The 19631-nt window shown below is 37.9% G+C and carries 17 protein-coding genes; 2 read left to right on the forward strand and 15 right to left on the reverse strand.

Translation table 11 applies throughout. The features are described from left to right. Positions 1 to 10: 10 nt before the first annotated feature. The 5 genes from FEZ33_RS04825 to FEZ33_RS04845 all read right to left on the reverse strand — a co-directional run bounded on the left by FEZ33_RS04825 (position 11) and on the right by FEZ33_RS04845 (position 6524). Positions 11 to 2065 (reverse strand): HTH domain-containing protein, encoded by a 2055-nt coding sequence (locus FEZ33_RS04825; RefSeq protein WP_138404272.1) that lies wholly within the window; start codon positions 2063 to 2065, stop codon positions 11 to 13. Positions 2066 to 2091: 26 nt separating this feature from the next. After that, complete coding sequence (locus tag FEZ33_RS04830) at positions 2092 to 3882, reverse strand: PTS mannitol transporter subunit IIBC (RefSeq protein ID WP_171031286.1); 1791 nt, start codon at positions 3880 to 3882, stop codon at positions 2092 to 2094. Positions 3883 to 4050: 168 nt separating this feature from the next. Then, complete coding sequence (locus tag FEZ33_RS04835; RefSeq protein WP_138404273.1) at positions 4051 to 4884, reverse strand: metal ABC transporter permease; 834 nt, start codon at positions 4882 to 4884, stop codon at positions 4051 to 4053. Then, positions 4845 to 5537, reverse strand: a complete 693-nt coding sequence (locus FEZ33_RS04840; RefSeq protein WP_138404274.1) for a metal ABC transporter ATP-binding protein — start codon at positions 5535 to 5537, stop codon at positions 4845 to 4847. Before FEZ33_RS04840 ends, FEZ33_RS04835 begins: the two co-directional genes overlap by 40 nt. A 27-nt stretch (positions 5538 to 5564) precedes the next feature. Continuing rightward, positions 5565 to 6524, reverse strand: a complete 960-nt coding sequence (locus FEZ33_RS04845; protein WP_138404275.1) for a metal ABC transporter solute-binding protein, Zn/Mn family — start codon at positions 6522 to 6524, stop codon at positions 5565 to 5567. A gap of 317 nt (positions 6525 to 6841) precedes the next feature. Here FEZ33_RS04845 and FEZ33_RS04850 point away from each other — a divergent pair, with 317 nt between their 5' ends. Further along, positions 6842 to 7780, forward strand: a complete 939-nt coding sequence (locus tag FEZ33_RS04850; RefSeq protein WP_138404276.1) for an ABC transporter ATP-binding protein — start codon at positions 6842 to 6844, stop codon at positions 7778 to 7780. Further along, the gene (locus FEZ33_RS04855; RefSeq protein ID WP_138404277.1) at positions 7764 to 8525 is read left to right on the forward strand and encodes a hypothetical protein; all 762 of its coding nucleotides are present in this window, start codon (positions 7764 to 7766) and stop codon (positions 8523 to 8525) included. Before FEZ33_RS04850 ends, FEZ33_RS04855 begins: the two co-directional genes overlap by 17 nt. Before the next feature lie 20 nt (positions 8526 to 8545). Here the strand turns inward: FEZ33_RS04855 and FEZ33_RS04860 are convergent, their stop codons facing one another. The 10 genes from FEZ33_RS04860 to FEZ33_RS04905 all read right to left on the reverse strand — a co-directional run bounded on the left by FEZ33_RS04860 (position 8546) and on the right by FEZ33_RS04905 (position 19510). Further along, entirely contained in the window at positions 8546 to 8953 is a 408-nt protein-coding gene (locus tag FEZ33_RS04860) for a YbaN family protein (protein ID WP_138404305.1), read from the reverse strand. Between the two features lie 142 nt (positions 8954 to 9095). Continuing rightward, the gene (locus FEZ33_RS04865) at positions 9096 to 10298 is read right to left on the reverse strand and encodes a YcjF family protein (RefSeq protein ID WP_235888774.1); all 1203 of its coding nucleotides are present in this window, start codon (positions 10296 to 10298) and stop codon (positions 9096 to 9098) included. A 26-nt stretch (positions 10299 to 10324) separates the two neighbouring features. Next, complete coding sequence (locus tag FEZ33_RS04870; RefSeq protein WP_138404278.1) at positions 10325 to 11002, reverse strand: zinc metallopeptidase; 678 nt, start codon at positions 11000 to 11002, stop codon at positions 10325 to 10327. Between the two features lie 208 nt (positions 11003 to 11210). Further along, positions 11211 to 12491, reverse strand: a complete 1281-nt coding sequence (locus FEZ33_RS04875) for a uracil-xanthine permease family protein (RefSeq protein ID WP_138404279.1) — start codon at positions 12489 to 12491, stop codon at positions 11211 to 11213. An 866-nt stretch (positions 12492 to 13357) separates the two neighbouring features. Continuing rightward, positions 13358 to 14173, reverse strand: coding sequence for an ABC transporter ATP-binding protein (locus FEZ33_RS04880; protein WP_138404280.1), 816 nt, complete (start codon positions 14171 to 14173; stop codon positions 13358 to 13360). After that, a complete protein-coding gene (locus FEZ33_RS04885; protein ID WP_138404281.1) occupies positions 14173 to 15090 on the reverse strand; it encodes an ABC transporter permease in 918 nt (305 codons plus the stop codon). Before FEZ33_RS04885 ends, FEZ33_RS04880 begins: the two co-directional genes overlap by 1 nt. Positions 15091 to 15159: 69 nt before the next feature. Then, positions 15160 to 16110 carry an ABC transporter substrate-binding protein gene (locus FEZ33_RS04890; RefSeq protein WP_138404282.1) on the reverse strand — a complete coding sequence of 317 codons (951 nt, stop codon included), beginning with the start codon at positions 16108 to 16110 and terminating at the stop codon, positions 15160 to 15162. 11 nt (positions 16111 to 16121) lie between these two features. Further along, entirely contained in the window at positions 16122 to 17078 is a 957-nt protein-coding gene (locus FEZ33_RS04895) for an ABC transporter substrate-binding protein (protein ID WP_138404283.1), read from the reverse strand. A gap of 19 nt (positions 17079 to 17097) precedes the next feature. Next, a complete protein-coding gene (locus FEZ33_RS04900) occupies positions 17098 to 18117 on the reverse strand; it encodes an ABC transporter substrate-binding protein (protein WP_138404284.1) in 1020 nt (339 codons plus the stop codon). A 394-nt stretch (positions 18118 to 18511) separates the two neighbouring features. Beyond that, positions 18512 to 19510, reverse strand: coding sequence for a D-2-hydroxyacid dehydrogenase (locus FEZ33_RS04905; RefSeq protein ID WP_268951501.1), 999 nt, complete (start codon positions 19508 to 19510; stop codon positions 18512 to 18514). Positions 19511 to 19631: the final 121 nt, after the last annotated feature.

The following is a 19631-nucleotide window of genomic DNA, read 5'->3' on the forward strand; positions in this document are numbered from 1 at the left end:
TCTCTCTCCTTTAGTGTAAATGTTGAACTTCCTTAACAAAAAGTGAACTGATTAACTCGCGTATCTCTTCTAAAGTGCCTTTTTCATAAATGACTGTATTAATATCACTTTCAATAATGGATGAACTAATTAAACCTAACAATTGTTGTTGATAAACTGTCATCTTTTCAGGTGCAATCATCAATAACATGCGTTTTAACTGAATCTCTTGTCCATCCATCCCAACAAGAGCAAATGACCTATCTAATTCATAAATACTGAAATAAGGCTGTTTCACCCAATGATTCGAACTATGGAACAAGGCCACACTTGATTTAGGAATCCCAATCGGTGCTTTTAAGTAGCGTTCATTCACTTTACGGCTAACCTTAGCTACATCTTCAATAATGTCTGAATTCAACTCTTTAATTATTGCCTGTAAGGTTAACTCTACAGTTGCCTCCGCCTCAATTTGGGTTAGATCAAGCTGATCTAAAATGTATTTTGCATCCGCTAAATAATCGTACAATTGATCAAAAGACAAATTTGTATGTTGCGTTATTTGACTCTCCACGTTTTTATCTTCTTGGATTCTTGCATGAATATCTTCCCGAATTGACGCAATTTCTTTGTCGGTTAGAAGTGGTGATATGACACGGTAATCCCGGTTCATCCCGGATAAATAAATTGTCGACAAAATCAATTGATACTTAGAAAAATCGACTAATTGGAGCCTTGATAATTGAATGACTGTTACCGAATTAATTTCAGGTAAATAGCGTTTTAATCTACTTTCTAAAATTTTCCCCGTTCCAACGCCACTTGAAGAAACAACAATCGCATTCACTTCACGTTGAATGCTTGGATACCTTTCTAGACTCGTCGCAAAGTGAATCACGACATAGGCTTTCTCATCATTAGTTAGTTCATGACCTGTGAAGACTTCTTCCCACGCCATATCTAATGCCACAGCGAGATTTGGATACTCTTCATTGATTCGCTTCAAAACAGGAGTATCTAGTTTGTAATCGAGTAAAACTGGTCGCTTTAAAGTGGCTTGAATATGCGCTACTAAGTCATAAAACAAACTATCATCATAACGGAAATCATTCCCCGTATGCTCAGTCACTAAACGAATTAACTCTTTTACTTGATAAGTTAATTGCGAATCAAAAGTTTCAAAAAATATACTTTGACTCGTCTTGTAGTTTAAACCTTCGAGTTGTAAGGCAATAAAATGTCGTTCATCCAAATCTATGGCTAGGGCCATTTCTGAGGAAATATAACCCAATATCTCATGCGACAAATAGATAATATCTTGAGAAATCGCTTTGGCTGGAATGGCTTCATTAATTGCATGTCCAGCTTGAATTCGGTCAATAGTCAAAGCTAAGATAATAATCACATGTTGAAGTTGATTATCAGTTACTTTAATGAACTGTTGGCTTGACTCATGATTAATAGCCTCGTTTGCGTAGTGTAACGATTCTGGCGTCAAACAAGATAGAAAGTAATCGTTAAATTGACTCTCGGGATATTCTTTTAAAGTGTTTAAATACTTAAAGAAATCATAGTCCTCCACACTTCCATAGATGAGTTGACTCGCAATCTCACGACGTTTGCGTTCCCTCGCAATGACGGTAAGCCCTTGAAACTTAACTCGATCAATATACACACCGAAACGCTCAAGTTCCTCTTCAACATCATCTAAATCGCTTTGAACCGTACTTGGACTCACCCGTAACTCTTCTGCTAAAGCTTCCATTGTCAAACTATCACTAAGTAATAGTCTTAGTGACAAAGCCCGTTGACGTTCTTGAATCGTCATTTCGCTTGGCTGGGCATCTTCAATCTGTCGTCCAAGCGAATGAATCTTCTCTTCATCGCCTTCTAATTGGTAACCCACGCCTCTTTGATTAATAATAGAAACGTTAGAATGGGCCAAAGTTTCTTCCAGACTCGCTAGTTCACGATACACAGTCCGACGGCTTACGTCTAATAGGTCAGTCAATTCTTTTACTTTGACACCACTCGGTGCGTTCAGCAAAATTGACACTATGTGTCTTTCTCGATCTGTTAAGAACATTTTACCCCTCCTAACGTTAGTTTTGTTTATTTAAAATATTCAATTAACTGATTGTAATGACTTTCATTTAATAGTTTATCATAAGTGTCAACCATCACGTTAGCATATTGCTGACGAACTTTTTCGCCCACTTCTGGTGTCGCAATTACTAAGTTTGAACTATCATTGCTTAAGTCATTAATATCTTTTGCTTCAACCGGAACATTGATGCCATTTTTCGTAAATTGATTACGTAATTGTGACGCTGCCATTGTACTTGCCCCAACTTTTCCGTCATAGGCAACAAATACTTGCTTCACTGCACTATAATCAATCGGTCCAACTGAAGTCGCTGCTGTTTCTGGCTCGCTAGCCATAACCGGTTCGCTAGTTGCCACTGGCTCATCTGATTTTTTGTACATATCATTTAAAATCTCATCGTAACGATCGCCATCTAAGAAGTTCTCAACTGATAAGTGAGTCGATGATGGTGATTGTTTGCGCGCACGATTTGTTAATTCTTCTTGAGTAATGACTAAAGTTTTCGAATCATCTTTTAAGTTATTAATCGCTGAATTCGTTACTTTAATATCAATACCTTGAGATTTCACTTTCTTACGAAGTAATGAAGCTCCCATAGCACTTGACCCCATTCCGGCATCACAAGCGAAGATAATTTGGTCAATCTCTTCAAAGGCTGGTGCAGAATCTGATAATGCTTCTACATCTGTACTTTGACCTTTTGAAGATGCTTTTGCTGCTTGAGTCGCTGCTACTTGTTCTTCAAATGTATCATCGACACCGGCTTTACGATCTGATTTAATAATCACACCTGCAATTAAGAATGACACAATTGCTGAAGCTATCACACCTGCATAAACGCCTAAGTGACTACCTTGAGCAGTCATCGCTGTAATCGCAACAATTGAACCTGGTGACGCTGCACCTGTAAGACCAACATCAAATAGAGAGAATACGAATGTCCCTGTCATACCCCCAGCAATGACTGCTAAGAATAATAATGGTTTCATCATAACGTATGGGAAATAAATTTCGTGAATCCCACCTAAGAAATGAATAATCGCTGCACCTGGTGCTGAACCTTTTGCAGATCCTTTACCAAGGAACATGAAAGCAAGTAGTACCCCTAAACCTGGTCCAGGGTTAGTTTCTAATAGATATAGAATTGATTTTCCTGCTTCAGCTACTTGCTCAGAACCAAGAGGTGTAAAGATACCGTGGTTCAACGCATTATTTAAGAATAAAACTTTCGCTGGTTCGATAAGAATATTTGCTAATGGTAGTAAGCCTGCTTGAACTAAGGCTTCTACCCCAACACCAATCATTGACGTTAAACTAGCAACAACTGGTCCAACAACCACAAAAGCAATTAATGCTAATGCAAATCCAATTAAACCAGATGAGAAGTTATTGACTAACATCTCAAAACCAGATGGAATCTTATCTTGGTATCTCTCATCAAATTTCTTGATTAACCAACCACCTAAAGGTCCCATCACCATTGCACCAATAAACATCGTTACATCTGACCCAACAATCGCACCTACTGTTGCAATCGCACCTACGACCGCTCCGCGATCACCATGTACCATCTTACCTCCAGTGTACCCAATTAAGATTGGAAGTAAGTAACTTAACATTGGCCCAACTATCCCAGCAAAATCTTCATTCGGAAAATATCCATCCGGAATGAATAGGGCTGTTAAAACACCCCACGCAATAAACGCTCCAATATTTGGCATAACCATACTACTTAAGTAACTACCGAGTTTCTGGACTTTTGCTTTCAGCCCTGCATTATTTTTTGTATTATCCACAACGACGCCTCCTTAATTTAATTTGTATTCAATTATTATAATATAGACTTTTTGGTAACGCTTCAATAGAAAGCAACTAGGAACTTTGGCACACTTCTTTGTGACAATGACACACTCTATATAAAATGACACAAAAAAGCCAAACTCTCACGAGCTTGGCTTTAAAGTTTACGATGGATTATTCTGTTTACGTTTGCGTAAAGTCACAAAGTAAGTAGCCAACGAAACAATGACAAAAATCACGATAAACGCTAAGGTAATCGACGCTCCTGGTGGTGTATCGTATTCGTAACTGGCAAATATTCCAGCAAATATTCCAATTAAATTAATGATAATACCAATTACAATCGACTTCCCAAAACTATCCGATATTTTAATGGCCGTTGCAGATGGGATAACGACTAAAGCTGACACAAGCAATGCCCCAACAATCGGCATCATGATACTAATCGCAACCCCCGTAAATACTGAGAAGATAATTGAAATCAAGCGAACTGGTAAGCCACTTGTATAAGCCGTCGCCTCATCATAACTCATCACATAAAGCGTTCTTCTAAAGATTAGATAGAAGATGACAATAGTAATTGAGAGCCCAACTAGAATTTTTACTTCACTTGGCGAAATTAATAAGATTGAACCAAATAAATATTGATCAATTTGGAAATTACCTGAGTTCGAGTTCAAACTCACTAATACTAAGGCTATCGCCATTCCGGCTGACATCATAATCGCAACGGAAATCTCTGAAAAGGTATTGTAAATCGTTCTTAAGTATTCAATGATAATCGATGCCCCGACAACAAATAATAATGTCGAAAGCGTTGGATCTACTTGCAGGAACATTCCTAAAGCCACTCCTGCTAAGGAAATATGCGATAAAGTATCGGCTAATAATGACTGTCTACGTAAAATTAATAATAAGCCGATGATTGGTGTAATAAAGGAAATCGCCACACCCGCAATTAATGCGCGTTGGATGAAGTCATACTGAAGCAACTCCATGGTGTTCCCCCCTCTCTAACAAGTCGAATTTCACGATCAAAAAAGCCATCCAGTTCATTATCTGCATGTGTGACCATAAGAATCGCTTTCCCATGAACTTTAGATGTATGGCGTAATAATTTATAGAAGGATTTTCTTGACGCGACATCCATCCCGGTTGTCGGCTCATCAAGGACGAAAAAGTCTGGGTCCATTGCAAAAGTACGAGCCAAATTAATTCGCTGCTTTTGACCGCCGGATAATTCCCCGACTTTACGGTCTCTTAAATGATCCATCCCGACAGATTTCAAAGCTCGATCCACATGTTCATAGTCTGTGTCGTCAAGCTTTTTGAACCAACGGCCTTTTGGGTAACGACCGGATTCAACTAATTTCTGAACGGTACTTGGAAAACCCGCATTGAAAGACGTTACGTTTTGCGGAACATATCCTATAGATAACTTCTCTCCAAATTGGTTTAGTTTTGAATAGATCACTCGTCCCGTTGCTGGGTTTAACAAACCGAGTATATTTTTAATTAAAGTTGATTTTGCTGCACCATTTTCCCCGGTTAAGATAACAAATTCACCAGGTTCAATTGTAAAGTTAATGCTGTCTAGCACTTTCTCATCATCATAGTAAAATGATAAGTCATGCACTTCTAATAGAGACATAATGTTACACCTTTCTAATTGTTCGTTTTATTTCGTTAATTGGGCTAAGTTCTCTCTCATTATACTGAAATAATCCTCACCTTGCTCAATTTCTTCTTCTGTAATGAATTCCAACGTTCTTAATGGCCGTAACTCTGCGCCGGTTGCTTGGCTCACTGTTTCTGAAATAGTCGTTGATGTTGTCGGGTCAACATAGATAACTTGGATATTTCTCTCGTTCACTACATTGGTCATTTCAGCTAACTGTTTAGCACTTGGTTCGGCATTATTCGCTAAACCACTAATGGCTAATTGTTCTAAATCATAAGCATGAGCTAAGTATCCGAAAGCTTCATGTTGAACGACAATTGTTCGGTTCTTTAGATCAGCTAAACCGACATTAAAATCTTCATTCAATGCTGTTAATTCTTCAGATAGTTTTGCCGCATTCTCAGTATAAGTTGCTTCATTCGCTGGATCGAGTTCAATTAAAGCATTTTTGACATTCTCTGCCTGCTGAGAGTAAAAGTTTGGATCTAACCACGTATGCGGATCAAACTCATGCGAATGACCTTCTTCGTGTTCATGGTCATGTTCGTGGTCGTGTTCCTCTTCATGGCCTTCCTCATGTTCCTCTTCTTCATGGTTATGGTCACCTGATAATAATTCGATGCCTTCCGTTGATTCAAGCACTTGCGTTGCCTCTTGATCAACAATACTTAATAAATCACTGACAAAAAACTCCATCTCATCATCTTGATAGATGAATAAATCCGCCTCTTGAACAGCAACAGCATCTTTAGCCGTAGATTCATACGAATGCGCATCTTGTCCACTTTCTAAAAGCATCTCGACGTTGACAGCCTCTCCACCAATTCGACTTGCTAAGTAATACACTGGATAAAATGTTGTCATTACCGTCTTTTTGTCTTGGGCATGAACGCTAACTCCAGGTACGATTAAAGCAAAAGCAACAACAAATAAAATAAATTTCTTAAATAATTTCATAATGATTAACCTCTCTTAAATGTAATGGTTACTATTTAGACTTTCACTATGTTACTCCCAAAGTTTACGAAAGTCAAGACTATTAAACATGACAATTTAATCATATGAAAAAGCACACAATTATATACCTTACTCTTCGTATTTATTGTTTGACGGTGTTATTATATATAAAAGGATTAAGTGTGTTAAAAAAATGGTCTGAATAATTCACATATATTTCAATATACAACTAGAGACCTATGAAAAATGCATTCAAGTCACGTATATTTAATTAGAAATGATCGCATAGCCAATCATGCGAATGAGAGGATAAGAAAATGAAAAATTCGCTAGTATTAGAAGTGAACAATGTATCTAAACAATACGGAAAACAACAAGCGTTAGACCACTTTAATTTAAAAGTGAACAAAGGTGAAATCGTAGGTGTCGCGGGTCCCAATGGTGCTGGAAAAACAACTTTATTTCGAATTATTACCGGGATGACTCCCGTTTATGATGGGGACTTAAAGTTATTTGGTTCCTTAGATGCGACCGGTTTAAGGGAAAATCGCAAGTATTTAGGGACGATTATTGAAGACCCTGCCTTCTTTCCGGAAATGTCCGCTAAACAAAATTTAGAGTTCTATCGGATTCAAAGAGGCGTTAAAGATAAGAACCGCATCGACGAACTATTAACACTTGTCGGCTTGGCCGATGTTGGAAACAAGAAATTTAAAGGTTTCTCATTAGGTATGAAGCAACGTTTAGCCATTGCTTTAGCTTTAATTCATGAACCTGAACTGCTTGTCTTTGATGAACCAACCAATGGTCTCGACCCCGCAGGTATTATTCAAGTGAGAAAGTTACTGCAAAAATTAGCTAAAGAAACACATTTAACTATTCTTGTCTCATCCCATATTCTTTCGGAGTTAGAAAATTTAGCAACCCGCTTTGTAATCGTAAACCATGGTAAGAAAATCGATGAGTTTACTAAAGAAGAATTACAAGAACGTCTGCAAAGTTACTTTGAGATTAAAGTAGATAATACTGACTTAGCTAGCCAGCTACTTGAAACACAGTTAAATACAACTGAATTTGAAGTAACAGCTGACGGCGTGACTCATGTATTTGACGCTAATATTGAAGCTAGCGATATCGCTGATACGTTAGTGAAGAACAATCTGAAACTTTCTCATTTATCGCGTAAATCTCATAATCTTGAAGAGATGTTTATTAATTTAACTGAGGAGGCGCATTCTAATGATGAGATTATTTAAAGCTGAATTATACCAACTTTCAACCCGTCTTGCACCAAAAATTTGGTTACTTGTTGGTTTATTACTGGGTGCAGCCATTCCAATAATTTTCTATCTCGGCACTTGGTTAGAAGAAGGCGTTCGCCCGATTATTCAAGTCCTACCGGCAGAGACCTTAATTTACTTTGCCTTTATCCCATTAATGACAAGTACCGCTATTTTCCTATTAATTGGTCTAGGCAATACGGCTTATCACGACGAAACGAGAAACCGTACTTTAATTAATACAGTGAGTACAGGACACTCCCGAGTGAAGATTTATTTAACTAAATACTTGAGTAGTCTATTCTTAGCCTTTTGCTTTTTATTTATAGCTATCTCTGGATTTGCGATTGCCGGTTCTATGATTTTCAATGGAGGAATCTCGATTTATTATGAGATTTTATTTATGGAAACAGTTTTAAGTTACTTACCTATTTGGTTAATGTACTTGGCACTTTTTCAAATCATATATTTCTTCTCAACGAGCAATGCTTTAATGAATTTAACGATATTAGGTATCATTGCTCTGCCTTTAATCTTACAACTCTTGTCACTGCGCTTTGAGTTTATCGAAATGATTGAACCTTACATCTTTACCCAATTAAGTCCAGATAATCCAATCATGATTCAAGGGGTTGATTTCACACCATGGTTAGCCTTGATCTATTTTTCTATCTTTATGTTCATCGGAATCAGTCTATTCAAACGACGTGAAATAAAATAGAAAACACGAGCTACTTCGGATTAATTTCCGGTGTGGCTCGTGTTTTTTTCGTTGCAATGATATGACTCTTCCCTGTCAGGAACGACTAAGAACAAGACATATAGAATGCCTAACATTAATAAAGCTAAGATTATTTTTACAAACATGATTGGTGCGAAATAAATTGATATACCCATTAAAATCACGATATTAACAAGCATTTTGTATTTCTTTTTTCGTGGAATAGATTTTGTTTCAACGTAATCTGATACGTAAAACTGGTACATTTTTGTTTGTTGCAACCAGTTCGTAAAACGTTCAGAGCTTCGTGAAAAAAAGAAACCAGCTAATAATAAAAAGGGAGTCGTCGGCAACACAGGTAAGATAGTCCCAATAAATCCTATCGCAAATGTAATAAACCCGCATATAATGTAAATATATTTTTTAATCAATTTATATCCCCCCTTTTTTATTATTTTAAGATGGTATCATTGTACACTTAATCACAAACTGTTTCAAAGATTCTTTTGAATTTATACAAAAAAAGTGATTGTGTCCAACATATTGGAAACAATCACTTTGATTCAACGCTTACAGATTTAAAAATGAACCTAACCATTCAGGTAAATAATTTTCCTTAATATCTTTAGGTAGGTTTTCGTAAACAACGTCGAGTTGTTCGGATAAATTTTTGTTCATTATTTGTTGAATTTCTTTAATCTTCATATCGCGTCCATTAATTTCAGCAATCGCAATTTGACGTAGAACTTCAATATAACTGAAGGCTAGAGCAACAGTTAATACGCTTGCAGTTGTCCCAGAGATCATCCCACCAGCAACTGTTCCAATCCCTGGAATAAGTTTAAAAGCTGATGACACGAGGATCTTACCGAAGTAAGTCACCCCACCGGTTCCGCCAATTCCTGCAATAATTGACACGATTTGTGCTTTGTCCAATGACAAGCCAAATATAGACGTAATGTGCGCTAACATTGTGATTTGCATGGGTACAAGAAGCGTGGCATCTGAAATCGGAATCGGTGAAAAACCGACCCCAAAAGCAGAAGCTACATACTTATTCGCCCAACGCCTAGCGTGTTCCACTTTAATGTTCAAATCTATTTGTTGGGCGTTGATAAAAGCCTTGTGTACCTCTGTTGGCACCACTTCAAGTGTTGTATCAATTAATTCTTGTAATCCATAGGCAGGAATTCTTTGTTCGCCTCGAATCAAATACGTTTTCGCTAATAGTGGAATAGTTGACTGAACTGGCAAATCGAGTTCGTTTAAATATTTCTCAAAGTCACTATTCTTCTCACCAATTGACTGCGTCATGATTAATAATACAGGCACATGTTCAGCCATCGCTTCAATTAACTCAATTTCAAAAGGTTCAATCCGGGCCATTGTACTGTTAATACAGTAGTAAACTATATCGATGGCCTCATGAGATCCTTTTTCTTTTTGGCTTTTAATTAAATTTGAAAGTGATAGTAACACTTCATGCTGCGCTTCTGGATTAAGCTCTAATCCTTTTGTGTCATACAAAGTCAGTGGGACACCTTCTTTAGTAATTTTCTCAACGTGTTGAGTAATCGGTTGTCCAACACCGGTTTCTACTAATTTTTCTCGGAAGACAGCATTTATTAAAGTACTTTTACCACTTCCTGTTTTCCCAGCAACTAAAATATTAATGGGTTCAATGCGGTCCACTTCTTGCTGAGTCTTCTCCATTAAATTATTCGCGATATCTCGATTCGCTTTTCTTTGTGTGATTTTATTCCATAAGCTCACAATCTACCATCCCTTTCAATTCATTCTTATCTTCTGCGGTTCGATATTAGAATGAGTCGTATTAACTGGAGCGCCGTACTTAACGTGGCTGCAATATATGTGAAAGCCGCTGCATCTAACACTTTTTTCGCTGCGGGCACTTCTTCCTGCACAAATACTCCTGTATCCCCTAGAATCGCTAGGGCTCTTTTACTTGCATCAAACTCTACGGGTAAAGTGACTAATTGGAAAACGACAACTAAACCAAAAGCAAGAATCCCTATATTAACTAAACCAGTTAATTGAAATAATAAACCAATTAAAATTAAAGGCATCGCGATAGATGACCCAATTTGAACGACCGGTGCAATCGCACTTCTTACTTTTAAGAATGCGTAATCTTTTTGATCTTGAATCGCATGTCCAACCTCATGGGCTGCTACGGCTACTGCAGCTACTGAAGTTTGATCATAAGTTGCTTCTGATAAGCGCAACACTTTATTTCTAGGGTCATAATGATCAGTTAAACGCCCTCTTACTTGTTCCACTTTTACATTAGATATTCCTGCTGTTTGCAAGATATGCTCTGCTGCTTGCTTCCCTGTAATTCTTTTTTCTGTATCTAATTGATCGTATTTATTGAATGTCGATTGCACACGATTTTGTGCAAACATAACAATTCCCATTCCGATAAGGACTAAAATGTAAGTCCAATCCATAAACATATGTATTCCTCCTTAGTTGAAATCACAATAATTATACCATATATACCATTATTCTTTGCATCCGACAACTTGTAGCTATTATACAACATTGACATTAATTTAAGATGAATAAAAAATAGCCGAAACGCTTTGAACGTTTCGGCTTGTAGATTAGCGTATATTTATTATCGCATAATTTGGTGTTTTGGCATCCAACTTAAGGCGGATATTATTTTTCTTCAGCAGGTAAAACTAAGTTTAAGATAATTCCAACAACCGCACTTAAAGCTGTTCCTGAAATAACTAAGGCTGAACCTACTTCAAGAACTGCCCCACCTAAACCAATAACTAACATCGCACTTGCGATAATTAAGTTACGTGATTGGTTGAAGTCTGTTCTATTACTGATTAAAACTTTTAACCCATTACTTGCGATAACCCCGTAAAGTAGGATGGACATTCCACCTAAAACTGATTGAGGAATTGTCGAAATTAGAGCCGTAAATTTACCTAAGAAACTGATGATAATTGCAATAATAGCAGCGTTACGAATGACTGATATACTCGCAACTTTTGTCATACCAATAACTCCAGTATTTTCCCCGTAAGTTGTATTGGCTGGTCCTCCAATAAAGGCTGAGAATAAAGAGGCAATTCCGTCTCCGGCTAAAGTTCTGTCTAAACCAGGTTTTTTAATATAATCATGCCCTGTAATTTCCCCAAGAACCATCACATCTCCCATATGCTCCGCAATTGTTACAAACGCAATTGGAATAATCGCTAATGCTTCAGCACCAAAGTAGAAGTTATATCGATCTGGACTGTTTCCAAAAGGCAGGCGAATATCTGGTAACGCGAACCAACTTGCTTCTTGAACTGGTGTTAAATCTACAATCCCTAGTAAAATCGCCACAATATAACCCACAATAATTGCGATTAAGAATGGAATTACTTTCGCAAAACCTTTTCCTTTAAATGTCACAAATACAGCTACAGCAAATGTCACCACTGCCGTTAGAATTTGACGCCAATCTCCACCTGCAACAAATCCAGCATTTTGAACTGCAGTTGCTGATAAACCTAATCCGATAACAACAATCATTGGTCCAATAACGATTGGTGGAAATAATTTATTAATCCAGCCGCTTCCGATTATATGTATGATAAATGCTACAGCAACATAAACAAGTCCAACTAACATAATTCCAGTTTGAGCGGCATCAATACTTCCGCCCATTTGATCAATCGCAAATGACATCGCTGTAATATAAGCAAATGATGAACCTAAATATACCGGTACTTTAAACTGAGTCACAACCATATAAATCAGCGTCCCAACCCCACTTGCTAAAAGTGCCGTCGACACTGGTAAACCTAATACTAAAGGCACTAAAATTGTCGCACCGAACATCGCAAACACATGTTGGAAACTTAATAATAAACCAGGTATTAAAAATGGCTTCTCATGCACATCCAACAACATTCTTTTTTCTTTTCCTGAATTTTCCATATAAACAGCTCCTTTTTGTTTAGGTTCATTTTGGACAAAATAAAATAGCCCTTTGCAATAACAGGGCTTTAAAGAAGTTCATATGTAAATCGATGGCCTGCTCATCGCAAAACCCTCTATAAAATGAAGTCTTTAGTAACCTCTCTGGATTACTTTAAAAGTCCCTTTAACCTGTCAAAATTTTACCATGTATATGGAATATTGCAATAGGAAATGTAGGATTCATTGAATATAAATTTAGGAAAGGATGTTGATGGGGGTGTTGGGTGTTGACATGGGTTGTTGGATGGTTAATGGGACTGGTCATTTGGTGACAGGGGAAATTGGACGGTTAACAGGACAGGTCAACACATGACAGGGGAAATTGGACGGCTAACAGGACACGTCACCGCATGACAGGGGAAATTAAACACCTAACAGGACTCGTCGCCTCTTGACACGGGAAATTAAACACCTAACAGGACTCGTCATCACATGACAGGGGAAATTAAACACCTAACGGGACACGTCATCGCATGACAGGGGAAATTGGACGGCTAACAGGACACGTCACCGCATGACAGGGGAAATTAAACACCTAACAGGACTCGTCGCCTCTTGACACGGGAAATTAAACACCTAACGGGACGGGTCATCTCATGACAGGGGAAATTGGACGGTTAACAGGACAGGTCAACACATGACAGGGGAAATTAAACACCTAACGGGACACGTCATCTCATGACACGGGAAATTAAACACCTAACGGGACAGGTCAACACATGACATGTCCTATTAACCCACTCCCACCTCCAAACCCATCACAAAAACCGGCCAGCAGTCACAATTTGCAGACTGCTGGCCGATGTATTGGAATATGTTTCTAATTAAGATAATAACATCGCATCAGATGCTAATGTTTCACCTGATTCTTGACGGAAGAGTTCCATTAAACGATCAATCGTTAAGTTTTTCTTCTCTTCTCCGCTCACATCAAGGATTATTCTACCTTGGTGGAGCATAATCAGATGGTTACCGTATTTTACCGCATCATTCATATTATGGGTAATCATTAATGCAGTTAATTGTTGTTCGCTCACAATTCTATCTGTTAATCTGAGAACCATTTCACTTGTCTTAGGGTCTAGAGCTGCCGTATGCTCATCAAGTAGTAATACTTGTGGCTTACGTAATGTTGCCATTAATAGCGTTAGCGCTTGGCGTTGTCCACCAGATAAGTAAGCAACGTCCGTAGTTAAACGGTCTTCTAGTCCTAAATCTAATATCTTCAAGCGTTCGATCATTTGTTGGCGATCCGCTTCTTTGACACCTTTACGAAGGCCACGTTTTAAACCACGGCGATTTGCTAGCGCCATATTTTCCTGGATCGTTAAACGCGCGGCTGTTCCCATCTTAGTATCTTGGAACACGTACCCAATTGAGTCTGCACGTTTGTTCATCGGAAGGCGTGTCACGTCTTCGTAATTGATTTTAATTGATCCTTCATCAGGTGTCAGTGAACCATTAATTGTATTGAGTAAAGTTGATTTACCAGCACCGTTACCACCAATAACCGTTACGAAATCACCATCATAAAGTGTTAAATCAATGCCTTTTAGAACGTGATTCTCATTCACTGTTCCACGTTCGAATGATTTTTGAATCCCTGATAGTTCTAATTTAATTTTTCTTTCTTCAGTCATTATTTCGCACCTCCGCTCACTGCGCTCTTTTTCTGTCTACCGAATTGTCTTTGAATTTGAGGGAAATACAATACAAATCCAAGTAAGATAGCAGAGAATAGACGTAAGTCAGTTGGACGAATATCAATCCATGGTTGGTTTAAAATAAAGTCAATAATTAAGCGGTAAATGAAACTACCTAAAATGATCGAAGTTAAACGGAAACCAATTGATTGGTTAGGAATTACCACTTCAGCAATAATGACTGAGGCCAGTCCAATAACAATGGTACCAATACCCATACTTAGATCGGCAAAGCCGTCTTTTTGTGCTACCATTGCTCCACTTAAGGCAATCAACCCGTTACCAATAATATAGCCTAAAGTCTTCATAAGGTTTGTATTAATCCCGTTTGCTTCACTCATTCGTGGGTTATCCCCAGTTGCTCGAAGCGATAGGCCCATTTCAGTATGTAGAAACAGAACTAATAAAGTAATGATAATCGCTAGGATAATCAAGCCAAGAACCGTTACAGACATATTTTTACTGAAACCAAACATATCTTCCATAGGTGTGAAAATCGTTTCTTGACCCAGTAAAGCTAAGTTTGAACGTCCACCCATGACTTGGAAGTTAACCGAATATAAACCTGTTTGTAGTAAAATACCCGTTAACAGCGGTGGGATATGAAGTTTTGTGTGTATCCAACCAGCGAGTAAACCACCGGCTGCCCCACCTGCGAAAGCTGCAGCAGTTGCGAGAAATGGGTTAAGACCATTTGTAATTAAAATGGCTGCGATGGCGCCCCCTAAGGGGAACACTCCTTCGGCTGATAAATCTGCGATATCAAGTAATCTGAAGGTAATGTATACCCCAATAGCCATGACTGCCCATACAACCCCTTGGCTAAAACTTGATGAAATAACATCTAGAATCATAAGTTAAACATACTCCTTTAATAAATTTTAAAAATCTATATTATCTTACCATATTTTAATGAATAAGCACTAATCTATTTGAATTGAACTTGCATCAATATTCACCGCTTCTGCGAATTCTTCATTGACAATTAACTCAAAGTTATTACCAACTTCAACTGGCATATCAGCTGGCGATAAATCTTCATCTAACATACGCTTAACCATGTCAGCTGTTTGAACACCATAGTCGAAGTAAGAGTTTGAAATCGTTGCTAAGCCATTGGCATTAATTGTTGAGTCAGATGAGCCAATTAATGCTAAACCAGCTTCTTTCCCAATATCACCTACAAGTGAGATTGAACTATCAATCGTATTATCAGTTACTAATAAGATAGCATCGGACTCATTAACTAAAGCAGTCATCACTTGCGCAATATCATTCGTGTTCGTTACTGATTGGACAATATGATTTAGTCCTTTTTCTTCGATAACTTCTGTCGCAATATCAACTTGATGTTGTGCGTTGACTTCACTTGAATTATAAATTGTTCCGATGTTTTGTGCATCAGGGACAACTTGTAGTAATAAATCCACGTGATCGGCAATTGGGCCTAAGTTTGTCGTTCCAGTTAAATTACGTCCGGGCGCTTCCATTGAATCAACTAACATCGCTTCAACTGGCGCTGCCACTGCTGCAAAAAATATTGGCTTTTCTTCTTCAACAGATGCTAAAGCTTGCGCAGCTGGTGTGGCAATTGCAAAGATAATATCATTATCTCGCGCGACTTTTTCTGATAATGACTGCAATGTTGACATATCGCTGTTCGCATTTTGTAAGTCCCACTCGACATTTCCATCTAAAAGCTCATCGATGCGCTCTATAAAACCGTCACGCGTATCATCTAATGCTTCATGACTGACGTGTTGTAAGATACCAATTTTAATTGGTTCATCTTGGGCTTTAACCGTTTGAGTTGCTGGAAAAATAGATACGAACGCTAAGGCAATGATTGTTACTAATTGAATTATTTTTTTCATTTTATATGCTCCTATTCAATCGTTGACGGATCGACACCGATGGCTTCAGCAAAATCTTCGTTCACTACAATTTGAAAATCTTTCCCTAATTCAATTTCCATTTCTCCAGGGTTTAAATCTTCATCCAACATGTGAATTACCATTTCTGCTGTTTGAACACCGTAGTCTTCATAAGAGTTTGATAATGTTGCTAGTCCGTTTGTTCTTACAACTGAATCAGATGACCCAATTGTTGGGATCCCTGCTTCTTTAGCAATATCTCCAACTAAAGTAATGGCACTATCAATCGTATTATCCGTTACCATAAACATCGCATCGACATTACCAACAAGTGCATTCATCACTTGTGATATATCGTTCGTACTAATCACTGTTTGAACATCCGTCGCTAAACCTTGTTCTTCAAGTAATTCAACGGCTACGCCCGCTTGAACTTGTGAGTTGACCTCACTTGAGTTGTAAATTAAACCAACTGTTTCAACATCTGGAAAATTACGTATTAATAAGTCGACTTGTTCTTCGATCGGCGCCATATCACTTGTTCCAGTAATGTTTCCTCCTGGAGCTTCGATAGAGTCTGCTAAACCAGCTTCAACTGGATCTGTTACTGCTGCAATAAAAATTGGCTTCTCTTGTTCAACTGATGCTAAAGTTTGAGCTGCGGGTGTTGCAATGGCAAAGAGTATATCGTTATCACGTGCAACTTTTTCACTTAATGATTGAAGACTCGATTGGTCACCACTGGCATTATTAATATCCCATTCAATACGGTCGCCATAAGCTGAATTGTCTAACGTCTCTTGAAAACCTTTCAGCACTGCATCTAAAGCTTCGTGCTCTACATATTGAACAACACCTATATTAATTGTTTCTTCTTGTGCTTGGACTGCTTGGCCACCTGCTAACATTGGAAGTAAAGCTAATACAACGGTAGTAATAATATTAATAAATTTAAATCGACTTTTCATTTTGAATTCTCCTTATCTTTTATTCGGAATCTTCAGAGCTCTCTTCTTCAGATTCTTCTGTATTTTCTTCATCTGATGTTTCTTCTGAACCTAAATCAATATTTGATAAATCTAGACCTAATGTTTCTGCATTTTCTTCATTAACAACTAATTCTAATGTATCTGCGGATTCAACTGGGATAATCTCACCAGATTCAATGATTTCTACTAACATTCCCGCTGTTTGTTTACCTAATTCGTAATAATCTAAACCATATGTCGTTAACCCATTTGCTAAAGCCATATCCTTTGATCCACCGATAATTGGCAGCTCAGCTTCTAATGCTAAATCTCCAACTAGTGTCATTGCACTTGCAATTGTGTTATCTGTTACTGTGAAGATTGCATCTACGTCATCATTAACTAAACCACTCATGACTTGAGAGATGTCATTCGTTGAAGTCACTGTTGCTTCAACAACTTCAATGCCAGCTGCTTCAAGGGCTGCTGTTGCTTTTTCTGCTTCACTCATTGAGTTTGCTTCACCTGAGTTATAGATGATTCCAACACGTTCTGCGTCAGGAACAACTGCTTGGAGTAAAGCTACTTGGTCTTCAATTGGACCAGCATCGGTCGTACCTGTAATATTTGCTTCTGGCTCTTCTAAGTTTTCAACTAAACCTGCACCAACAGGGTCACTGACTGATGAGAATAATACGGGTTTCTTTTGTTCGACATTCGCAATAGCTTGAGCGGCTGGCGTTGCAATAGCGAAAATATAATCACTACTGTTCGTCACATTCTCACTCATTGATTGTAAGTTTGCTGTGTCTCCTGAGGCATTTAAATAATTTAAAGTTAGGTTTTCACCTTCAACATAACCGGCTTCTTCTAAGCCATCAATGAAACCTTGATAGTTTTGGTCTAATGATTCATGCTCTACAAATTGAAGGACACCTACGTTAATTTCTTCTTGATCTTGTGCTTGCGCAGACATTGGTGCTGCGATTGTACCTAATGCTAATAATGAAACTAAGGCTGTTTTTAAATATCGATACATAATTTATTCCTCCATTTTTTCTATTTTTTATAACAAAAAACCCCTGTCAGATTTGATTAAAATCTAACAGGGGTAAAGAACTTCTCTTATCCTCTATATAGGTGAACCTCTTTGATACACCCGCTTTAGATTTTAATCTTTCGATTAGTTATCTATGCGGGCATCATAATTGACAGCTCCTCATAGATACAAACGTTAACGTTTACGGTTTGTATCTATCGTTGTCAGATACAAACACTATCTAAAGTAGCTGTAAAAATATGATGATAATTGTATGCAAAGAAGTTTAGTCATCGAGAATGTTCCTTTCAGTACGTTTTTGTTGTATCTAATATAACTGACTCATTATTATAAGTCAACACATATTTCAATTTTATTTTAATCTTTTTATCATTTAATTCACACGATGTTGGTCTGTCCCCGTTTTAATTACTTCTAAAGCTGAGTTTAATCCGCCTTCAACTAAATTTTGAACAGCAATATCTGTGTAATAAGCAATATGTGGCGTATAATGAATGTTTGGATGATTAAGAATTTGAAGGAAGACTTCATCTTCAATTACCTGGCCTTCCCAATTTTTTGGAATAAAAGGCCCTTCATCTTCATAGACATCTAAGGCAGCATTTTTAATTTGTCCACGATCAATCGCTTCAATTAAGTCTTGAGTCTTCACAATCTTACCGCGGGCTGCATTAATTAACGTTGTGCCCGGCTTCATCTGATTGAATAAATCATGGTTAAACTGGTGATAATTGTCTTCAGTCAATGGCATGTGGATGGTCACAATATCAGCATCTTTGATCGCTGTTTGCAAGTCAGGTTGATAAACTACGTGCTCTTTGAACTCTTCGTGTTCGACAATATCATACCCAACCACTTCAGCGCCAAAGCCATGTTTATATATTTTTGCGACTCTTGATCCAATTCGACCGACACCGATAACAGCTACTTTTAAGCTTTGAATCGAATGACTTCGAATGCTTGGCTCCCAGGTGAAGTTTTGTGACGCCACCCTTTGGTCGATTTCATCACTGTTTCGAATCAGACGCATGGCAGCGTAGACGGCAAACTCTGCGATTGATTCTGGAGAGTAACTTGGGACATTTGTAATGATGACATCATTGTCACTCGCTGCTTTTAAATCATACATTTCATAGCCGGCGCTTCTTTGAGCAATAACTGGAATTCCCAACTCTTTGAGCTTCGAGTAGACAGGCTCTACAATATCGGAAACTTGCATATTCGTTATCCCATCAAAGCCTTCTGCTAAGTGAACTGTCTCTGGCGTTATATATTCTGGTGTCATTTCGACATGAATCGAATGCGCCTTCGACCATTGCTCCATTACCTCTGCTTCTTCTGGTGTCACACCAAATGCGATGATTTTTGTCAAATGAATCTCTCCTTTTAATCTAAAAAAGCCCGTTCAGATTTAACTAAACGGACTTTCAAGTGATGTCGTTGAATCAATTTATGCACCGTTTATTCTTGTTGTCGCTAACCAAGATGGTATA

The sequence above is a fragment of the Ruoffia tabacinasalis genome (assembly GCF_005864045.1).
GTDB lineage: Bacteria > Bacillota > Bacilli > Lactobacillales > Aerococcaceae > Ruoffia > Ruoffia tabacinasalis.